General features: G+C 72.8%; 16 protein-coding genes. 3 read left to right on the top strand and 13 right to left on the bottom strand.

The window, feature by feature from the left end; genetic code table 11:
* Window positions 1-140: 140 nt before the first annotated feature.
* Window positions 141-806, top strand: coding sequence for a GNAT family N-acetyltransferase (locus tag ACFW16_RS00585; RefSeq protein WP_380300781.1), 666 nt, complete (start codon window positions 141-143; stop codon window positions 804-806).
* Window positions 803-1,726, top strand: coding sequence for a class I SAM-dependent methyltransferase (locus tag ACFW16_RS00580; RefSeq protein ID WP_380300779.1), 924 nt, complete (start codon window positions 803-805; stop codon window positions 1,724-1,726). The genes ACFW16_RS00585 and ACFW16_RS00580 overlap by 4 nt, the downstream gene beginning before the upstream one ends.
* 40 nt (window positions 1,727-1,766) lie before the next feature.
* Here the strand turns inward: ACFW16_RS00580 and ACFW16_RS00575 are convergent, their stop codons facing one another.
* From ACFW16_RS00575 to ACFW16_RS00565, 3 genes are read right to left on the bottom strand one after another with little or no spacing between them, the layout of a single operon-like run.
* On the bottom strand, window positions 1,767-2,420 hold the full coding sequence (locus tag ACFW16_RS00575; protein ID WP_380300777.1) for a hypothetical protein: 654 nt from the start codon (window positions 2,418-2,420) through the stop codon (window positions 1,767-1,769).
* 2 nt (window positions 2,421-2,422) lie between these two features.
* Complete coding sequence (locus ACFW16_RS00570) at window positions 2,423-4,570, bottom strand: molybdopterin cofactor-binding domain-containing protein (RefSeq protein ID WP_380300775.1); 2,148 nt, start codon at window positions 4,568-4,570, stop codon at window positions 2,423-2,425.
* Window position 4,571: 1 nt separating this feature from the next.
* Window positions 4,572-5,048 (bottom strand): (2Fe-2S)-binding protein, encoded by a 477-nt coding sequence (locus tag ACFW16_RS00565; RefSeq protein WP_380300773.1) that lies wholly within the window; start codon window positions 5,046-5,048, stop codon window positions 4,572-4,574.
* A 366-nt stretch (window positions 5,049-5,414) separates the two neighbouring features.
* On the opposite strand from ACFW16_RS00565, the gene ACFW16_RS00560 reads away from it, so the two are divergent.
* Window positions 5,415-6,257 carry a helix-turn-helix domain-containing protein gene (locus ACFW16_RS00560; protein ID WP_380300771.1) on the top strand — a complete coding sequence of 281 codons (843 nt, stop codon included), beginning with the start codon at window positions 5,415-5,417 and terminating at the stop codon, window positions 6,255-6,257.
* A gap of 31 nt (window positions 6,258-6,288) precedes the next feature.
* Here the strand turns inward: ACFW16_RS00560 and ACFW16_RS00555 are convergent, their stop codons facing one another.
* The 10 genes from ACFW16_RS00555 to ACFW16_RS00510 form a co-directional block, all read right to left on the bottom strand.
* Window positions 6,289-7,335 (bottom strand): UDP-glucuronic acid decarboxylase family protein, encoded by a 1,047-nt coding sequence (locus ACFW16_RS00555; protein WP_380300769.1) that lies wholly within the window; start codon window positions 7,333-7,335, stop codon window positions 6,289-6,291.
* A 2-nt stretch (window positions 7,336-7,337) separates the two neighbouring features.
* Complete coding sequence (locus ACFW16_RS00550; protein WP_380300767.1) at window positions 7,338-8,528, bottom strand: glycosyltransferase; 1,191 nt, start codon at window positions 8,526-8,528, stop codon at window positions 7,338-7,340.
* Entirely contained in the window at window positions 8,525-9,622 is a 1,098-nt protein-coding gene (locus tag ACFW16_RS00545; protein ID WP_380300764.1) for a glycosyltransferase, read from the bottom strand. The genes ACFW16_RS00550 and ACFW16_RS00545 overlap by 4 nt, the downstream gene beginning before the upstream one ends.
* Window positions 9,619-10,731 carry a glycosyltransferase gene (locus ACFW16_RS00540; protein WP_380300762.1) on the bottom strand — a complete coding sequence of 371 codons (1,113 nt, stop codon included), beginning with the start codon at window positions 10,729-10,731 and terminating at the stop codon, window positions 9,619-9,621. Before ACFW16_RS00540 ends, ACFW16_RS00545 begins: the two co-directional genes overlap by 4 nt.
* Window positions 10,728-11,849: a glycosyltransferase family 4 protein gene (locus tag ACFW16_RS00535; RefSeq protein WP_380300760.1), complete on the bottom strand. Its 1,122-nt coding sequence runs from the start codon at window positions 11,847-11,849 to the stop codon at window positions 10,728-10,730. The genes ACFW16_RS00540 and ACFW16_RS00535 overlap by 4 nt, the downstream gene beginning before the upstream one ends.
* Window positions 11,846-13,138: a TIGR04295 family B12-binding domain-containing radical SAM protein gene (locus ACFW16_RS00530; protein ID WP_380300758.1), complete on the bottom strand. Its 1,293-nt coding sequence runs from the start codon at window positions 13,136-13,138 to the stop codon at window positions 11,846-11,848. Before ACFW16_RS00530 ends, ACFW16_RS00535 begins: the two co-directional genes overlap by 4 nt.
* Window positions 13,135-14,238, bottom strand: coding sequence for an NAD-dependent epimerase/dehydratase family protein (locus tag ACFW16_RS00525; protein ID WP_380300756.1), 1,104 nt, complete (start codon window positions 14,236-14,238; stop codon window positions 13,135-13,137). The genes ACFW16_RS00530 and ACFW16_RS00525 overlap by 4 nt, the downstream gene beginning before the upstream one ends.
* Window positions 14,235-15,347, bottom strand: coding sequence for an NAD-dependent epimerase/dehydratase family protein (locus tag ACFW16_RS00520; RefSeq protein ID WP_380300754.1), 1,113 nt, complete (start codon window positions 15,345-15,347; stop codon window positions 14,235-14,237). Before ACFW16_RS00520 ends, ACFW16_RS00525 begins: the two co-directional genes overlap by 4 nt.
* Window positions 15,348-15,531: 184 nt before the next feature.
* Complete coding sequence (locus ACFW16_RS00515) at window positions 15,532-17,295, bottom strand: hypothetical protein (RefSeq protein WP_380300752.1); 1,764 nt, start codon at window positions 17,293-17,295, stop codon at window positions 15,532-15,534.
* A 7-nt stretch (window positions 17,296-17,302) separates the two neighbouring features.
* Window positions 17,303-18,613, bottom strand: coding sequence for an Nramp family divalent metal transporter (locus ACFW16_RS00510; RefSeq protein ID WP_380300750.1), 1,311 nt, complete (start codon window positions 18,611-18,613; stop codon window positions 17,303-17,305).
* Window positions 18,614-18,714 lie beyond the last annotated feature (101 nt).

The raw sequence follows: 18,714 nt of genomic DNA, 5'->3' as shown, positions 1-18,714 counted from the left end.
CCTGGTCGGCTTGGCGCCACTCTATCTGGAGGACGGAGCCCTGGGCCGCCGGCTGCTTCTGCTGGGGCTCGGCACCACCGACTATCTCGACGTGCTGCTCGATCCGGACCAGGCCGGTCCTGCGGCTGCGGTGATCGAGCATGCGGCGCTGGATCTCGACTGGAGTTCCTGGGAGCTGGAGGAGCTCGCGTCCGGCGCTGCCGCCCTGCAGTTGCGCTGCCCGGCGGCCTGCGCCGAGACGGCCGCCGGGCAGCGCCTGCCCGACCCTCGATCTCGCCGGGCCCGAGGATCTTTCGGGATGCGTTCCGACCCGTCGGCGCAAGCAGCTGCGGCGGGCGTTGACCCTGGCACGGAAACGCGGCGCCATCGAGATCGAGCCGGTCGAGGACGCGGCGGATGGTTTCCTCGACGACCTCCAGCGCCTTCATGGTGCCCGATGGGCGGATCAGGGCCAGTCCGGCCTGCTGCAGGACGACGCGGTGCGGCGCTTCCACCGCGCGGCGCTGCCCGGCCTGCTCCGGTCCGGGCTGGCGCGGCTCACCCGGCTGCGGATCGCGGGACGTGTGGCCGGCGTCTTCCATGGCCTGTCCGCGCGCGGGCGGACCTACGCCTATCTCGGCGGCTTCGACCCGGACTATGCCCATGAGAGCCCGGGGGCGATCCTGATCGGCCATGCCATCGCCGCCGCGCTCCGCGATGGCGGGCGCGAATTCCACTTCCTGCGCGGCCGGGAGGCGTACAAATACGCCTGGGGCGCGGTCGACCGCTGGAACCGCCGCCGCAGCTTCCGAAGGGGCCGGGCGTGACCGTCGACGAGGCGCTCAGCGCATATCCGGACGCGCTGCGGCCGGCCCTGCGCGGCTGCCTGACAGGGGAACTGCCGGTCGCATCGGCGCTGACCCGGCTGCTGATCCAGGCCGAAAGCAGCCGGGCGCTGACAAGACTGCTGGACACGCTCGACGCGGCGATCGTCGCGGATGAGATCGCGGTCCGCCGACGTCTTCAGGCGCTGCGGCAGATGCATGCCGAACACCCTGCGGCCTGGGGCACCATCCAGGGCGTGCTGGGCGAGGTCCGGCACGAGGCCGCGGCCGGGGACGAGGCGCAGGCCGTGGAGGCCTTCGCCCGGGCGTTCGACCGCGCCGCCGGCGTGTCACCCGAGGCCAGCGTCGCCCTGCATTCCCTCGGCGATGCCGGCCGGCTCGAACAGGCGACGGCCGAGGTGGTGCGCCGCATGGCCGAATGGAGCCTGCTCGGCCCCGACCGCACGGTGCTGGATTTCGGCTGCGGCATCGGCCGCTTCGCCGTCGCGATCTCCGGGCGCGTCCGGCGGGTCATCGGCCTCGACATCTCGGCCCGGATGGTGGCGGCGGCGCGGCGGCGCTGCGCCGGCCTGGCGAATGTCGAGATCCGCCGGACATCGGGCCGCGACCTCGCCGGCATCGCCGACGGCTCCATCGACACCATCCTCGCCGCCGACAGCTTCCCCTATCTCGTGCTCGCCGGGCCGGCGCTGGTGCGGCGCCATGTCGAGGAGGCGGCGCGGGTGCTCGGGCCCGGCGGCCACCTCCTGATCCTCAACCATTCCTACCGGGGAGACGAGGCGGCAGACCGGCGCGAGCTCGCCGATCTCGCGGCGGACACCGGCTTTCGCCTGCGCCGGGCCGGAACCCGTCCCTTCGCCCTGTGGGACGGGCTTGCCTTCCATCTGGTCAAGGACCGGTGAGGCTCAGGCCGGCGTCGGCATGCGGCCGCTCGCCTCCGTGTCACCCGGGCGGGCACTCGGCGCCGGTCTCGATCCAGGCGGCGATGAGCGCGCCGAACCCGTCCTGGGTGCCGGGGGCGGGCCGCCGCCCGTCGCCCGGATGCCACGCCCAGGCCACGAGATGGTCCTCGGCCAGGTGCTGCCGGATCCGGGCCAGGCTGCGGCCGCCGTTGCGCTCGGGATCCTTCAGCTGCCGGCAGATATAGCCGAGCGAATGCCCCTGCCAGCCCATGCTGTCCGGCGCCAGCGACCAGTGCGCGTTGCCCGGGATGGAGCGCAGGCGGCTCCCCACGATGGTCGTGTTCTCCGCCCGGTGGCAGGCGCTGCACGCCAGGCCGTCCATCCCGATGCGGCTGGCGCCCGCCTGCATGAAGGGCACATGCGGATGCAGGTCGTCGCCCTGCGTCGGCCGGCCCGTGACCGGGTGGCAGTTCATGCAGCGCGGGTCGGTGATGACCTTCGCCGCCTCGGTGAAGAAGGCGCGGGACCGGTCGCCGGCATCCGTAATCGACTGGAACGCGGCGACATCCTTCAGTGTCCGGCTTGGATCCTGCTGTGCCGTGTCGGCGACGCCGGCCCCGATCCCGAGCGTGATGGCGGCGGAGGCGAGCGAGGCCAGGAGCACCAGCGCGATCCGGCGTGAGCGCGGCGGCATCCTCACGCCCTCCTCAGCTGGCGAGTGTCGATCGGCAGGTCCCGCAGGCGCTTGCCGGTCGCGGCGAAGATCGCGTTCATCAGGGCCGGCGCCACGCCCGGCGTGCCGAGCTCGCCGACGCCGCCCGGCGGCTCGGCGCTCGGGACGATATGGACCTCGATCGGGGGACACTCGTGGATGCGCAGGACCGGCGAATCGTCGAAATTGCCCTCGACGACGGCCCCGTCGGCGATGGTGAGGCGGCCGTAGAGCGCGGCGCTGAGGCCGTAGACGATGCCGCTCTCGACCTGCTGCCGCAGGATGCCGGGGTTGACGGCCTGCCCGCAATCGACGGCGCAGACCATGCGCTCGAGCTTCAGGGCGCCGTCCCGGCCGACATGCACCTGGGCGACCAGGGCGGCGAAGCTGCCGAAATCCGCCAGCACGGCCACGCCGCGGCCCCGGTCAGCACCGAGCGGCGCGCCCCAGCCGGAGCGCTCCGCGGCCAGGTCCAGCACGCCCCGCAGCCGCGGTGCCCCGCCCAGCAGCTGGCGGCGGTACTCCACCGGGTCGCGGCCGGCGAGATGCGCCGCCTCATCGATCCCGCCCTCGACCGCCGGGGCGTTGCGGGTCGGGCCGACGCCGCGCCAGTTGCCCGTCAGCATGCCCTCGGGCCCCTCGTGCCGGACGTATTCCACCCGCTTGTTCGGGATGCCGTACGGGCTCTCGGCGCCACCGGTGATGTCGAGGTCGATGCCGTCCTTGAACAGGATCGGCAGGAACCGCGCCATGATCGCCGGGCCGACCACGCGATGCCGCCAGGAGACCGGCATTCCGTCGGGGCCGAGCCTGACCACGAGCCGGCTCAGATTGAGATAGCGGTAGGAATCGTGGCGGATGTCCTCCTCGCGGCTCCAGACCACCTGCACCGGCCCGTCCACCTGCTGCGCCACCCGCGTGGCCATGACGACGCCATCGTGGTCGAGCCGCCGGCCGAAGCCGCCGCCCAGCAGGTGGTTGTGGACGACCACCTTCTCGACCGGCAGGCCGGTGACCTGCGCCGCGGCTTGGCGGGCGCGGCCCGCCACCTGCGTGCCGACCCAGACCTCGCAGGACTCCGGGCGGACATGGACCGTGCAGTTCATCGGCTCCATGGCCGTGTGGGCAAGGATCGGCATGCGGTAGACGGCCTCGATGACCGGGCGCCCGGCCTCGACATCGGCGACATTGCCGCTCTGATGCGCCACGAGCGCTGCGCCGCTTGCCATGGCGCCATCGATGCGACGCTCGAGCTCGGCCGTCGTCAGGCCGCCATTCGCCCCCGGATCCCAGGTGATGCGCAGCGCGGCGAGCCCCTTGCGGGCGGCCCCCGTGTTGTCGGCCACGACGGCGACCGCGTCGCTCAGCCGGACGACCTGGCGCACGCCCTTGACCCGCAGCGCGTCGCCGTCCTCCACCGCCTTCAGCGTTCCGCCGAAGGTCGGGCAGATGGCCAGCGCCGCGAAGCTGACGCCGGGTGGATGGGCGTCGAGGCCGAACAGCGCCCTGCCGTTCACCTTGTCCGGGGTGTCGAGACGCGGCGACGGCTTGCCGATCAGCCTGTATTCCGCCGCCGGCTTCAGCGCGACCTGCTGCGGTACCGGCTCCCGCGCGGCCTTGCCGGCGAGCGCGCCATAGGCGATGCGGCGGCCGCTCCCGGGATGGACCACCTCGCCGGCTTCGGCCCGGCAGGCCGAGGCGGGGACGCCCCAGTCCCGCGCGGCGGCGGCGACCAGCATCATCCGGGCCGCAGCCCCCGCACGGCGCATCGGCTCCCAGAAGCCGCGGATGGTGACCGAGCCGCCCGTCACCTGGTCGCCGAGCAGGGGGTGCGCATAGCGCGAGGGATCGGCGGGGGCGGCGATGGCCCGGACCTGGTCGAGCGCGACCTCCAGCTCCTCGGCGATCAGCGTGGCGATGCCGGTGTAGACGCCCTGGCCCATCTCGGCGGAGGGGATCACCAGCTCGATCGGGCCCGCCGGCGGAATCCGGATGAACGGGTCCGGGCTGAACGTCTCGGCGGCCTCGGCGAAGCGCGGCCCGATGACGAGGCTGCCGCCGGCCAGGGCCGCGGAGATCAGGAAGCCGCGGCGGGAGAGCTGGCCGGAGGCGGTTGCGGCGAGGATGCCCATGTCAGCGGCCCTCCTCGGTCAGCGTCAGGCCGGCGGCCCGCTTGATCGCCGCGCGGATGCGCGGATAGGTGCCGCAGCGGCAAATGTTGCCGGCCATCACCGCATCGATGTCCTCGTCGGTCGGCGCCGGATTGATCGCGAGCAGGGCCGTCGCCGACATGATCTGGCCGGACTGGCAGTAGCCGCATTGCACCACCTCTTCCGCCAGCCAGGCCCGCTGGATGCGGGCGCCCGCCTCAGTCTCGCCGACCGCCTCGATGGTGGTGATCGCGGATGACGCGGCGTCCTTGACAGGGGTGACGCAGGACCGCACCGCCTGCCCATCCAGATGGACCGTGCAGGCGCCGCACATGGCGATGCCGCAGCCGAACTTGGTCCCGGTCAGTCTGATGACGTCCCGCAGCACCCACAGCAGGGGGATGTCCCCATCGACATCGACCGGATGGGTCTCGCCATTGACGTTGAGCGCATAGGACATCCAGAGCTCCTTCCGGACGAGCGCGGCGTCCGGCCGGTCGAGGTGATCGACACCGGTCTGCCGAGGCGGAGAGGGGACTTCATAGGAGAATGCCGTCGCCACCGCCGTTCGCGGATTTCGATGATTGTCGCGAGATTTCGGCGGCATGAGCCTGCTCGGCCGCCCGGCTGCTCGCAGGAGACGCAGGTGGGGACTGGCGCCGGACCCGGGTTTCGGCGACATTTGAGATCTCGTCACGTCCAGCGAAGGTCGCCTCGATTGGCCCGGCCCCTTCAGAGCGCTGGAGATTCAGGGGATGCCGGCCAAGCCGGCAGCCCGCAGCCGACGGCGTTCGCGCCTCGCACCGCATTCGAGCTCTGCGCCGGCGTGATCGCCGGGCCGCTGCCGACCGTCACGGAAATTCCCGAGCGCGATACGCTGATCACCACCCGCTGGCTGCATCTGGAGATGCACGAGCCCATGCCGGGGCTGCCGGTGCACACGATCGGCACCTATTACGGCCCGCCGTCGCCCAGGGTCTGGCGGCGTGGGCGGATGCGCCTGGCCGGCGTTGGGCGCCCGGGCACCATCACGATCGTGCCGGCCGGCTGGGACGGGGATTGGGACATCGACGTCGCGTCGCCCCTGTCCTATGCGATGCTGAGCGATGCCCGGCTGCAGGCCTTCGCCACGCCGCTGACCCGTGGCCGTCGGGTGGAGCTGGCGCCCCGCCTCGGCGAAGCGGATCCGGTCGGCGCACACATCCTGCGCGCGCTCAGCCGCGAGGCGACCCATCCCGATCCGTCCCGGCGCCTGTTCGTCGAACAGGCGCTCGACCTGCTCTGCACGCATCTTCTGCGGACCCATTCCACCCTCGGCCAGACGCCGGCGCTGCTGCCGAGGCGAGGGTTGCCGCGATGGCAGGTCCGGCGAGTCACCGACTACATGTCAGGCCGCCTGGACCAGACCATCGGCCTCGACGAGCTCGCCGCGCTGACGTCCCTCAGCCGGTCGCATTTCTGCACGGCCTTCCGCCATGCCACGGGACGCACGCCGCATGAATGGCTGACCGGGCTGCGCATGGAGCAGTCCCGGCAGTTGCTGCGGGATCCCCGAAGCCGCATCACCGATGTCGCGCTGGCCGTCGGCTACCAGACGCCGTCGGCCTTCACCGCCGCCTTCCGCCGCCACACCGGCCTGACGCCGTCGGATTATCGCCACAGCCTCTAGCTCGCCTTTCTCACACTCCCTACGCCCTGCGTCAGGGCGTGACGGCTTCCGCCTTCGCCGGCAGCCCGGCGCCCTTCCGGAGGGCTCCGAAGCCGACCGCCGGAGCGTGACGCGGCGTCGTCGCCTCGGCGAAGTAGGCGATCGTCTTCTCCAGGCCCTCTTCCAGCGCGACCCGCGGCGCCCAGCCGAGCAGCGCCTTCGCCCGCGCGATGTCCGGCCGGCGCCGCTGCGGGTCGTCCACCGGCAGCGGCTTGCGCACGATGCGCGAGCGCGATCCGGTCAGCGCCAGGATTTGCGTCACCAGCTGCCGCACCGTCAGTTCCGCCGGATTGCCCAGGTTGATCGGGCCGCCCGGCGAGGTCCGGCAGGCCATCAGCCGCACCAGCCCGTCGACCAGGTCGTCGACATAGCAGAAGGAACGGGTCTGCCCGCCGGTGCCGTAGACGGTGATGTCGTCCCCCGCCAGCGCCTGGGTGACGACGTTCGACACCACCCGTCCGTCATCGGCCCGCATCCGCGGCCCGTAGGTGTTGAAGATCCGCGCCACCCGCACCTCGGCCCGGCCGGCGCGCGCGAAGTCGAAGGTCAGCGTCTCGGCCGCGCGCTTGCCCTCGTCGTAGCAGGCGCGCGGGCCGGTCGGGTTGACGTGGCCCCAATAGCTCTCGGCCTGCGGATGCACCTCCGGGTCGCCATAGACCTCGCTGGTCGAAGCCAGCAGGAAGCGCGCCGCCTTGCGCTCGGCCAGGGCCAGCAGGTTGCGGGTGCCCAGCACGCTGGTCAGCATCGTGTGCTCGGGGTCCGACTGGTACTGCGGCGGCGAGGCGGCGCAGGCGAGGTTGAACACGAGATCCACCGATCCCCGGGCCAGCGAGGCGGACGTCGGCGCGATCACGTCGGTCTCCATCAGGTCGAAACGCGGATCGGGTGCCAGATGCTGCAGATTCTCGCGCCGGCCGGTGCGGAGATTGTCGAGGCAGAGGACCCGGTATCCGTCCGCGAGCAGGGCGTCGCAGAGATGGGATCCGATGAAGCCGGCGCCCCCGGCGACGACGGCGGTGCGCTGTTTGCCGTTCCTCATGATCATCCTCTCTCGTTGACGTCCGCCTGCTTCACGACCCGGAGATGCGGCCGGGGCCCGCGGCTCCGGCCCTGTCCGCCTCTGGTCGCGGCGGCGCGGACCGGCCGTTGGCGCGCCAGCTCGTCGATCCGCCGCCGCAGCACCTCCTCCAGCCCCGCCGCACGGCGGTCGGAGGAATGCTCAGCCAGCACCCGTCGCCGGGCCGCCTCGCCGATGCCGCGGCGCAGCGGCTCGGGGCACCGGGTCAGCATCTCGATGACCTCGCCGCCGTCATGGGCGAGGCAGATCTCGGCCCCCGGCGTGAAGATCGATTCGAGGCCGTGCCAGCGGTCGGAGATGATCGGCGTGCCGCAGGCGGCCGCCTCGAACAGCCGCACGCTCGGGCTGTAGCCGGCGCGGACCATGTCGGCGCGGGTGACGTTCAGGGTGAAGCGGCAGGCGTTGTAGAAGCCGCGATGATCGCCGGGCGGGACATGCTCGATGCGGGTGACGTTGGACGGCCAGCGGATCTCGCGCGGGAACTGCGATCCGGCGACGACGAAGCGCTGGTCCGGCAGGGCCCGCGCCGGCTTCAGCAGCAAAGTCTCCAGGGTCGGCTGGCGGTCGGGGCTGTAGGTGCCGAGATAGCCGAGGTCGTAGCGCAGCGGCGCTGCCGGTTCGGGCCGGTAGGCGTCGGCGTCGACGGAGCAGTACAGCGGATGCGCCGCCGCGGCACCGTAGCGATGCACCAGATGCGCCAGCGTCGGGCCGCCGGTGAAGGACAGGTACAGGTCGAAGCCGGGGATCAGGTCGGGCGAGAGATACTCGAAGTCGCCGCGCTCCAGCTTCGCCAGGGTCACCGGCGTGTCGATGTCGTAGAAGGCGGTCACCCCGGCGGCAACGCTCTGCACCCAGGCGCAGACGGCGACGCCGTCGGCGACATAGGACCCGACGATCACGGCGTCGGCCTCGGCGACCTCCGCGCGATAGGCCGACAGCCCGGCCAGGCCGGAATACAGCGCCAGCCGGCAGAAATCCGGGTCCGGCAGGTCGCGGTTCTCGGCGTACCAGGGCTGGTCCTGCTCCAGGAACAGGATGTCGTGGCCGCGCCGGGCCAGGGCCCGCAGCAGCGCCCGATACGTGGTGGCGTGGCCGTTGCCCCAGGAGGAGGAGAGGCTGAGCCCGATGAAGACGAGGCGCAGGGGGCGGGTCATGCGGCGGTCCTCTCGCGCTTCGCCGCGGCGGTGTCGCGCAGCAGGGCGTCGACCTGGGCGCCGCGACGGGCATAGGTGTGCTCGGCCAGGACCCGGGCCCGGGCGGCCGCGCCGATGGCCTGGGACCGCTCGCGGTCCAGCGCCTGCAGATGCGCCGCCACCTCGGCGCCGTCGTGGGCGACCAGCACCTCGGCATCGGGCTTCAGGAACAGCTCGATGCCCTCCCAGGCGTCGGTGATCAGGCAGCCGCCGGCGCCCGCCGCCTCGAACACCCGGGTGGCGGGGGAGAAGCCGGTCGCCGCCATGCTGTCGCGGGCGATGTTCAGCACCGCCAGCGGCGTGGCGTTGAAGGCGTTGTGGTCGCCGGTGCCGACATGGCCGATCCAGCGCACGTTGCGGGGCATGGCGCGTCCCTCCCAGCCGGCGCCGCCGATCAGGAAGCGGCGGTCGGGCAGCCGCGCCGCCGGCGCCAGGAAGAAGGCGGCAACCCGGGCCTCGCGGTCCGGCAGCCGGTTGCCCAGGAAGGCCAGGTCGCAGGCGAAGCGCGGGTCGGGCGGCACCGGGACATGCGTCTCCGGGTCCAGCGCGTTGTAGATCGGCACGCAGCGCCGGGCGCCGAGCGCCTCATAGGCCGCGACCACCGGCGGGCCGCCGCCATAGGTCAGCACCATGTCCAGCCCCGGCAGGGCGCGGTGCAGCGGATGGTCCGGACCGCCGCGGCGCAGCTCGGCCAGCGTCGCCGGGGCGTCGACGTCCCAGAAGATGCGGACCGCCTCCGGCCGCGCCGCCGCCATCGTGCCCTCGATCAGCAGCTCGTCGAACACGCCGACGCCGCTGGCCTTCACCACCACATCGGCCAGCGCCGCCTCGGCGACCACGCCGCGCAGCGCCTCCTCGCTGGCCGGATAGACCCGGACCTCGGCCCAGTCCGGCGGGTCGATGTCGCGATGCGCCTGCCGGTCGAACGCGTCGGGCTCGTAGAAGGTGATGGCGTGGCCGCGGCCGGCGAGGTCGCGCAGCAGGCCGCGGTAATAGGTTGCGGCGCCGTTCCAGTAGGCGGACAGCAGGCTGGATCCGTAGAAGGCGATCCTCATGCGACGGACTCCATCGGGGTGGCGGTGCGCAACCGGGCCAGGATCGCCAGCAGCTCGCGCATGCGGTGGGCGCAGCTGTGCCGGGCGCGGATCGTCTCCAGGCCGCTGGCGGCCAGGCTGCGGCGCAGCTCCGGGTCATCGCGCAGGGCGGCCAGGTGGCGGGCCATCTCCGCCCCGTCCTGCGCGACCAGATAGTCCTGTCCTGGCCGGAACAGGCCCTCGGTGTCATGCCAGGGAGCGCAGGCCAGCGGGATGCCGCAGGCCAGGGCCTCGAACACCCGGATCGTCGGAATGCCCGGCAGCCGCTCGACATAGAAGCGGCGCGGCACATGGACCGTGGCGAGGTAGCGGGCGAAGGCGGCCGGCACCTCGGCATTGGCCAGCCAGCCATGATAGCGCGCGCCTTCGGCGGCCAGGCGGGCCAGCGCCTCCGGCGGGTAGCGCACGCCGTGGATGTCGAGCGGCAGGCCGGCGGCCCGGGCCGGCTGGAACAGGAAGGCGTCGAGCTCGGCGCTGCGTTCCTCGTCGCCCCAGTTGCCGACCCAGATCAGGCCGTCGCGGGGGGCCTCTTCGTCCGGCGGCCGGAACAGGCGGGTGTCGGCGGCTTCGTGCCAGGCGAAGGCGCGGCGGCCCCAGCCCCAGCGTCTATAGACCTCGGCCAGGGCGGCGCCGAAGGCCAGCACGCCGTCATAGCCGTCGAGGTCGAAGCGGTGGATCGCCCCGGGGTCGCTGACGGCGCGGTGATGCGTGTCGTGGAACAGGGCGGTGAAGCGCGCGCCCCGGCGGCGCAGGCGGCCGATCGCGGCCACCAGACCGGGATCGTTCCATTCATGCACGAGCACGGCATCGGCGCCGTCCAGCGCCTGCTCCAGGTCGAGATCCGGTCCGTATGCGGTCGAGGACAGCTCGGGATAGGCCCGCCGATAGGCAATCAGCGCCGCCTCGCCATGGTCGCGCAGCAGGTTCGCCAGGCTCCAGGCGCCGGCCGGCTCGTAGACCGCGACCTCATGCCCGGCCTGGATCAGCTCGCGCAGCACGCCGCGCAGGAAATGGGCGTTGCCGTGGTTCCAGCAGGAGCGCAGGGAATGGGTGAAGTAGGCGAGCTTCATTCCGCCGCCTCCCGCACAGGCCGCGCCGCCGTGGTTGCGAGGCCGCGATAGAGGCCGGCCATCCGGTCGGCCATGGCGGCGATGGTGTAGCGCGCCGCCCGCCGGCGCGCGGCGTCGCCCAGACGCTCCCGCAGGCCGCGGTCGGCCAGCACCCGGCCGAGGGCGGCGGCGATCGCCGCCTCGTCGCGCGGCGGCACGAAGACCGCGGCGTCGGCCCACAGCTCGCGGAAGGTCGGGATGTCGGAGAGCACCAGGGCGCAGCCGGCCTGGGCCGCTTCCAGCACCGCCAGGCCGAAGGGCTCGAACAGCGCGGTGGAGGCGAAGACCGGCCGGCGGGCCAGGCAGTCGCGCATCGCCTCGCCGCCGAGCGTGCCGAGGCACAGAGCGTGGCGCGGCGCCACGCTGGCGCCGTTCGGGCCAGTCAGCGGGCCGGCCAGCAGCAGCCGGGCGCCGAGCCGGGCCGCGGCGCCGTCCAGGGCCCGGACGTTCTTGCCCTCGTCCCACAGCCGGCCGGCGCCGAACACGAACTCCGCCGGCTCTGGTGCCGCTCCGGCCTCAAGCGGCGCCGTGCGGCCGTTCCAGACCGCGACAGGCAGGGACCCCAGCCCATACGCCGCCCGCGTGGCCCGGGCGAAGGCGCGGCTGGGCGCCACCACCGCGTCGGCCGCATGCAGGCCGCGGCGGACCAGCTTGGCCCGCCAGGCGAAGTCGTCGGGCAGCGGGCCCGTCCGCACGCCGGCCCACCAGGTGGCGACGCAGGAATGGTGCACGGCGACGGTCGGCACCGGGAACACGGCCTTGGCCGCCAGGGCGGGGCTGTTCAGCTGCACCATCCCGGCGCCGGTCTCGACCGCCAGCGCGGCGATGCGGCGGCCGGCGGCCTCGACCTCCTGCGGCCGCCCGGCCAGCCAGTCGAGCGGCAGCGCCGTCTCCACCAGCCGCAGCCCCGGCACCAGCCCGGCGGACCAGCGCTGGTCCTCGTCCGGCAGCGGGCCGAGCACCGCCAGCGTGGTCTCGACGCCGTGGCGGCGGGCCAGGGCCGCGGCGAGATCCAGCGCATAGGACCAGACCCCGCCGACCGCGTCCGCCGTCATCAGCAGCCGTCGGGGAATGCTCATGCCGGTCCGCACGCCGCCTCCAGCTCTCTCAGGGGCAGGGGCCGTTCGTCCTGGATGTCGCTGAAATGGTCGAACTGGCGCAGATAATGCTCATGCGCCCGCTCCCAGGCCCGGCTGTCCGGCTGGCCCCACAGGCGCTGGTAGTCGGGCGAGCTGGGATAGGGGTACAGCGGCACCGGGTCGTTGGCCCAGACGCCGTTCCGCTGCAGCTTGTCGCGCCAGGCGGCGATCATCTCCGCATCGTCGTCGGCGGTCTTGATCAGATTGGCCTGGACGAAGGGCACGCTGCGGCGGGCGTAGAGCAGCCGGTCGGCCAGCTCGTCGGTCGACAGCTTGCAGTTCTTGGTCAGGAGGTCGCGGCCCTCGCGGGTCAGGCTCTCGACCCCGGCCTCGATCGACACGCAGCCGGCCCGGCCGAGCAGGTCCAGCATCTCCGGCTTCCACAGGTCGATGCGCATCTGCACGCCGAACTCGACCGGGCGGTCGACCAGCGCCTCCAGCAAGGGCTTCTGCGGCAGGAAGATCTCGTCGACGAAATAGAGATAGGTCGCGCCCTGCGCGATCAGCCCGTCGATCTCGTCGAGCAGGATCGCCAGGTCGCGGCGGCGATAGGCGTCGCGGAACTCGTTCTTGGCGCAGAAGCTGCAGTGATAGGGGCAGCCGCGAGACGCCTCGACCTCGGCGCCCGGGCCATGCGCCTCGGTGCCGAAGCGGTGGTGGTGATGGTCGTGGCGCCGGACCCAGTCGTCGGGCCAGCGCAGCGCCGGCTGGTCGGTGAACCGGCTGGCGTTCAGCCCGCCGTTCACGATCACCTCGCCGCCGTCGCGGAAGGCGATCGACGGCACCTGCCGCAGATCCGGCCCGTCGGCCAGCGCCACCACCACTTCCTCGCATTCGCCGCGCACGACGATGTCGGCGCCGAGCTTGCGCAGCGTGGTCTCCGGCGTGACCGAGGCGTGCGGGCCGACCGCGACCGTGCGGCCGCCGCGACCGTTCAGCGCCACGATGAACTCGCGCGGGATGCGCAGCTCCGGCGGGGCGCAGCGCCAGAACAGGTAGGTCGGGGCCGTGGTGACGACCGTCATATCCGGCCCGAAGGCTGCGGTCTCGTCGGCCAGATCCTGCATCTCCGTGCCGCAGAGATGGCCGTCGAGCATCAGCACCTGGTGCCCGGCGGCTTCGAGCAGCGCCTTGGAATAGCCGAGCTCGAGCGGCAGATGCGGTTCCCGGCAGCCGAAATAGATGCTGTGGTCGTAGCGCCAGGGCGGGTTGATCAGGGCGATCTTCACGAGATGGCCTCCGCTCGCTGTTCGCGGGGATCGGGGATGGCGGGGATGTCGCCGACGGGGTTGCGGCGCAGCCAGTCGGCCAGCCGGCCCAGCCCGTCGCGCCAGGGCAGGGGCTCCGGCAGGCCCAGGGCTTGCCGGACGCGGCCGATATCCGAGACGTAGTAGCGCTGGTCGCCGGCCCGCCAGTCGCGGAACTCGACATTCACCGAACGCCCGGTCAGCGTTTCGATGTGGCGGATCAGCTGCCGCAGGCTGACGGCGTTGGCCGGGCCGCCGCCCAGGTTGAAGGCCTGGCCGCGCACCGCCGCGATGCGCCGCCAGGCCGCGACATAGGCCTCGACCGCGTCGTCGACGAACAGGATGTCGCGCACCTGCCGGCCGTCGCCGAAGATGGTGATCGGCCGGCCGTCCAGGGCGCGGATCAGGAAATGCGCGACCCAGCCCTGGTCCTCGGTGCCCATCTGGTGCGGGCCGTAGATGCAGCTCATGCGCAGCACCGCCGTCGGCATGCCGAAGCTGCGGGCGTGGTCCAGCACATACTGGTCGGCCGCGCCCTTGGAGCAGCCATAGGGCGTGTGGAAGTCCAGCCGGCGGTCCTCGCCAATGCCGCGGCCGCGCAGGGCCGCATCGACCGGCCGGTAGGCGTCGCCCGCCTGTTCCAGCCCGATATCGGCCAGGTCGCCATAGACCTTGTTGGTGCTGGCGAAGACCAGCGGCGCGCCGGGATTGTGCCGGCGCAGCGCCTCCAGCAGGCGCAGCGTGCCGGCGACATTGACCTCGAAATCGGTCCACGGGTCGTCCAGGCTGGTGGTCACCGCGACCTGGCCGGCCAGGTGGAACACCGCCTGCGCCTTCCGCGCCGCGGCGGACACGGCATCACCGTCGCGCAGGTCGTCGATGACGGCGGAGATCCGGCCGGGATGGGTCCGGCGCAGCCAGTCGAGATTCCGCTCCACCCCCGGCCGGGCCAGCGCATCCAGCACCAGCACGTGGTGGCCGTCGCGGGCCAGCCGGTCGGCCAGGTTGCAGCCGATGAAACCGGCCCCGCCGGTCACCAGGACGGGCCGCAGGCCGGTCACGGCAGGAGAGGGCCTGCTCATGCCACCAGCCCGCGGGATTCGAGCTCGCGCCGCGCCTCCGCCACCCGGTCCACCGCCTGCTGGGCGGCGACCCATTCGGCGAGCTCGGCCAGCCCCTCGCTGAAATCCTTGGCCGCGGCGAAGCCGAGCTCCGCCTGCGCCTTGCCGATATCGGCGAAGCAGTGGCGCACGTCGCCGATGCGGGCCTTGCCGACCAGCTCCGGCTCCAGCTCCGGCCGGCCCATGGCGTCGGCCAGGGCCTGCGCCGTCTCCAGCACCGTCCGCTCGCAGCCGCTGCCGACATTGAACACGCCGCCCGGCGCCTTCGGATGCTCCAGCGCCAGGGCAAAGGCCTCGGCGACGTCGGAGACATGCACCAGGTCGCGGCGCTGCTGCCCGTCCTCGAACACCAGCGGCCGCTGGCGGTTCAGGATGCGCGAGGCGAAGATCGCCAGCACGCCGGTATAGGGGTTCGACAGCGCCTGGCCGGGGCCGTAGACATTGAACATGCGCAGCGCCGCGGCCTCCATGCCGTAGGCGCCGGCGACGGTCAGGACCAGCCGCTCCTGGCAGTATTTGGTCAGGGCGTAGACCGAGGCCAGCATCGGCCGCTTCCATTCCGGCGTCGGCGCCGGGACCAGCGGCCGGCCCTGCCGGTCCAGCGGGTCCCAGGAGTCGCCGGCCCGGCGCTCCGGCCGCATCACGTCCTCGACCGGATCGCCGTCGGCGGTGCGGTACAGGCCCTCGCCATAGATGCTCATCGAGGAGGCGACGACGACACGGCGCACCGGGTTGGCGATCAGCCGCTGCATCAGGGTGGCGGTGCCCAGGTCGTTGACCGAGACGTAGCGGTCCACCGCATACATGCTCTGGCCGACGCCGACCTCGGCGGCGAGGTGGATCACGGAATCGACGCCCTTCAGCGCCCGGGCCACGGCGACCTCGTCGCGCACGTCGCCGACCTGCAGCTCGACATCGCCCGGCGGCGCGGCGGAACCGCCGGCGCTGCCGTGCACCTGCTCGAGCAGGCTGTCGAGAACGCGCACCCGATGGCCGCGCCGCAGCAGGGCACCGGCCACATGGCTGCCGATGAAGCCCTTTCCGCCGGTGATCAGGATGGTCTCTGCCATGGATCGGCTTCCCCTTCGGATGACGGGCGCGGATGGTCTGCCGAGGCTGGTGCGCGACGGCGCATCCGGACCCGTTGATGGTGCTGTCGCTGTGGCGTTTCGAGCGCGTGAGGGGCGCTCACCTAGGGGGGCAACGGGATGGGTACTTACCCGGTTCCACTTCCGCGTTCGGGCCCGCGCCGCTTTACGGATAGGACAGGAAACGGCGCAGATGCCGCGTGTAGCGCGACACCTCCCGATCCAGCCGCGCCGCCTCGTCCGGGTCGTCCGCCGCGGCATCCCGGGCCATGGTGAACGCCCCGAGCTGGAAGGCGGCGTAGCAAGGGCCAAGGACCCTCGACAGCTCCGGATCGACCGGTTGCCGGGCCTCGTGCCCGACCAGGCGTCCCAGCTCGCCCGCCTCCTCCGGGGCCAGGTCGAACTCGACCGCCGCGCCGGCGACGTCCCAGGCGATGTCCTGGCAGCCGACCAGGTCGTGCGCCGCGCAATGGTCGAGCGCGTCGGTCTTCAGCAGCGTGCCGTCGCGGTCCAGCAGCCACTCCCAGCGGTGCAGCCGATTGTCGGTCTCGACCCGGCGGACCCGTCCTTCCAGGCGCCTGGCCGCGCGGGCGAGGCTGTCGAAGGCCCGGCCGGCCTCACGGCCCAGGGCCTCGCCCGTATTGTGGCAGAGCATTTCGGCCAGGGCCGAAAGCGTGGCGCCGCTCTCCGGCGCGGCCGGGAAGCAGCGGGCGCGGAAGCCGAGATACGCCGCGAGCCGCCGCAGCAGGGCAGGGCGGTCACCGGCTTGGGGGTCGAACGGCCGGGCGCCCTCGATCCAGCGCTCGACCAGGAAGCCGCGGCGATAGCCGACCGGCTCGGCGCCGAAGCCGGCAACGTGCAGCGCCCGTGCCCGCCGCAGCTTGTCGCGGCCGTGCCGGCCCAGCCCGGCGAACTTCACCAGGAAGCGGCGGCGGCCCGTGTCCAGGCGGAACTTGCGGCGCTCCTGCTGCCGATGCGCCGGCGGCCAGCGGTCGAGCGGCAAGGCGAGGCATTCCCGCCAGGCGCCGCCGGACAGGTCATCCAGGCGTCCCGGGCCGCCGACGAGATCCTCGATCCAGCCGCCCAGCCCGTGCCAGGGCTGGCGCGGCCGCAGCGCCAGCGCGTCGAAATCGACCACGTGCCGGGCGGCGCTGCGCCAGCGCTCGCGATGCGCGGGCGAAGCCTGCGGTCCCGGCTCGCCGCCATGGCCGGGGAAGAACCGGATGCGGCTGCGGTCGACGCCATGGGCTTCCAGCCAGTCGGCGACCGCGCCGAAGGAGCTGCCGGACAGGCCCGGCCCCTCGTCGACCACGGCATAGGTCGCCGCGGGATCGCCCAGCAGGCCGGCAGCAAGGCCGGGATCGAGGGACAACTGCCGCTGGAACGGGTGGCCGACCGGCCGCACCGAAGCCAGCCCGTGCGCGCCGCAGGCCTCCGCCACCACGGCGCCCAGCGTCAGGCCGATGCTGCGGATGCCGATCACCCGCGGCGGCCGGAGTCCCGCCAGCACGGCGGCCTCCAGATAGGCCTCCGGATACAGGGCATAGAAGGCGAAGCCTTCGGCCAGGCGGCAGCGGATCGCGCCGGGCAAGGCCCGCCGGGCCAGACCATCGATCGTCCGGCGCGGCGTCGGATCCTCCGGTCCCATGGCAAAGCCCGCGGCCCAGGACCGGCGCATCGCCGCGGCGAGGTCCATCAGCAGCGCCGTCGCTGCGTCGCGGAGCGGGGAGGGGGCATCCCGGCCGGCGGCCTCGAACTCGGCGTCGATCGTGCCCTGGGCGAACGCCCCGGTTTCGATCAGCGCCTCGACCAGCCGGTCGTGACGATCCAGACCGGTGGCGGCGTCGCGGGCGCGGTCGAGCGCTGCGGCGACGCGGCCGAGCTGCCGCCCCGGCTCCTCCACCCGCACCGCGTCGCCATAGACGAGCATGACGGGCTCAGAGGAACCAGGTCGCCACCAGCCCTGCGCTGGCGGCGAAGATGATCGCGGTCGTGGCCCAGCCGAGGATGGCGATGCCGGGGCTGTTCACCTGGTCGCCCATGATCCGCCGGCTGCCGGTCATCAGCATGATCAGCAGCATCAGGGGCGGGGTCGAGAAACCCTGGACGATGCCGGACCAGACCAGCGCCTTCATCGGATTGAAGCCGAGGAAGTTCAGCCCCATCGCCACCAGGGTGAAGCCGGTGATCGCCAGGTAGAACGCCTTCGCCTCCGACGGGCGGGCATGCAGGCTGTGCCTCCAGCCGAAGGTCTGGGCCAGGTCGTAGGCGGCGCCCGTGGTCATCACCGGCACCGCCAGGAAGCCGACACCGATGACGCCGGCGGCGAACAGGATGCCGGCGGCATCGCCGGCCAGGGGCTGCAGCGCCTCCGCGGCCTGGGCGGCGGTGCTGATCTCGGTCTGGCCGGCGGCGTGCAGCGTCGATCCGGTCGACAGGATGATGAAGTACATGATCAGGTTCGAGAAGACCATGCCGACCAGGACATCGGTGCGGGTGCGGCGCAGCTCGGCGTCGGTCGCGCCGCGGCGCTGCGCCAGCGTGCGGCGGCCCATCTGGATCTCCTCCTCGACCTCCTCGTTCGACTGCCAGGTGTAGAGATAGGCGGACAGCGTGGTGCCGATCACCGCGACCAGCATCGACAGGAACTCGGCATCGAAGCGGATCCGCGGCACCAGCGTGCCGGCCAGGGTCGCCGCCAGGTCCGGCTTCGCCAGCACCGCGGCGCCGACATAGGCGAGGAGGGCGAGGGCCAGCCAGCGGAACACGTTGCGGATCAGCGCGTAGGACCCCCAGACCTGCAGGGCAAGGATCGCGGCGGTGACCGTGACCACGATCCCGGTGAACGGAACCGGCAGCAGCAGGCCGATCGCCGCCGCCATGCCGCCGATATCGGCCGCGGCCTCGATGGTGTTGCCGATCAGCACGCCAATCAGCGCCGGAACCAGCACCCAGCGCGGGAAATGGTCGCGGATCACGTGGAACAGGCCGCGGCCGGACACCTGGCCGAGCTTGGCGGACAGGTAGACCACCGCGAACATCATCGGCAGCGTCGCCGGGGCGGTCCACAGGAAGGATGGGCCCAGCGCGGCGCCGGCGCTGGCGTAGGTGCCGATCGCCGAGGGGTCGTCGTCCGCCGCCCCGGTGATCAGCCCCAGGCCGAGCACCCGGAGTGTGCCCTGACGGGGCGGGGAGGAAGCAGGGTCGGCGCCGGGCTCATGGGACAGGCGGCGGTCGGCGTCTGGCATCGGCTGGGCCGCATGGCTGTGGCGAGACCCGGCGCATCGCCAGCGCCGGCCGTGGTGACAACAGGCGGCAGCCGAAATCCATTCCGGAGGGGAGATCGAAC

Source organism: Inquilinus sp. NPDC058860 (assembly GCF_042743185.1).
GTDB lineage: Bacteria > Pseudomonadota > Alphaproteobacteria > DSM-16000 > Inquilinaceae > Inquilinus.
Note: the sequence above shows the minus strand (reverse complement) of the source record. Positions and strands in the feature narration are given on the sequence as shown.